The organism is Actinomycetota bacterium, from assembly GCA_030018275.1.
In the GTDB taxonomy this organism is placed as follows: Bacteria; Actinomycetota; Aquicultoria; order Subteraquimicrobiales; family Subteraquimicrobiaceae; genus Subteraquimicrobium.
In genome coordinates this window covers 1-752 of the sequence record JASEGB010000036.1, presented here as the reverse complement: position 1 = coordinate 752, position 752 = coordinate 1, and the positions used below count along the sequence as shown (strand labels likewise).

The following is a 752-nucleotide window of genomic DNA, read 5'->3' as shown; positions in this document are numbered from 1 at the left end:
ATATTCCTGACGGTATTTTTACATCTGGTTTTTAGGCTGATGGGGGGTAAAGGGGCAATCTTAAATGCTTGGAAAGCTGCATCGTATGGCGTTGGTCCTTGCATTCTCGGTGGTTTCTTACCTTATATTTCACTATTTGCAGGTTTTTATTCATTTATAATACAACTCTATGTTGGACCTAAAGTTTTGTATAGAGTTAAAGACTCAAGAGCGATAGTTTTCTTAGCAATTATGATCGCATTAGCATTTATTGAAATGTTCATAAAAGGTACTACTGTAGGAGTTTTTAGATGATGACGTTAATACCCATTCGTTCGCACTATCGTCTAACAGCGGATAAAAGGGAAATCAAAGATTTCCACAAATCCCGACAAGTCAGGACTTCTTTTATCCGCAAACCGTTAGGCGAAATCGTATGTTTAACTCTAGGTACCAAAGATAAATAGAAGAAAGGGAAGCTCATGATAGTAGAAATAATTGATGAACCAAAAGCAAGGACAAGAAGAAAAACTTTCAACTATGTTAGAGAAGGGGGTACTCTACGACATATAAGCAAATATGCTATAAAAGAAACAAAAAGAGGAGATGAGCGGGCATTTAAAGTCACTTATGATGTCCCTCTAGAAAGAATTCAAGGAAAGGAGGTTTATGAGTTCAGTTTCACCAATAGTGGGGGCTTTGGGATAAGTAAGTTTTCTTCTTCTGAATTCTGTAAAGAAAGAGATCGGAATTATGAGAGTGTAAACTTGGAT

The 752-nt window shown here is 36.6% G+C and carries 2 protein-coding genes; both read left to right on the top strand.

The window, feature by feature from the left end; all coding sequences use genetic code 11:
* Positions 1-294, top strand: a 294-nt coding sequence (locus QMD66_07900) for a hypothetical protein (protein MDI6822744.1), incomplete at its 5' end; no start/stop codon positions are given.
* A 167-nt stretch (positions 295-461) separates the two neighbouring features.
* Positions 462-752: hypothetical protein (locus tag QMD66_07895; protein ID MDI6822743.1), on the top strand; the 291-nt coding region annotated here is incomplete at its 3' end.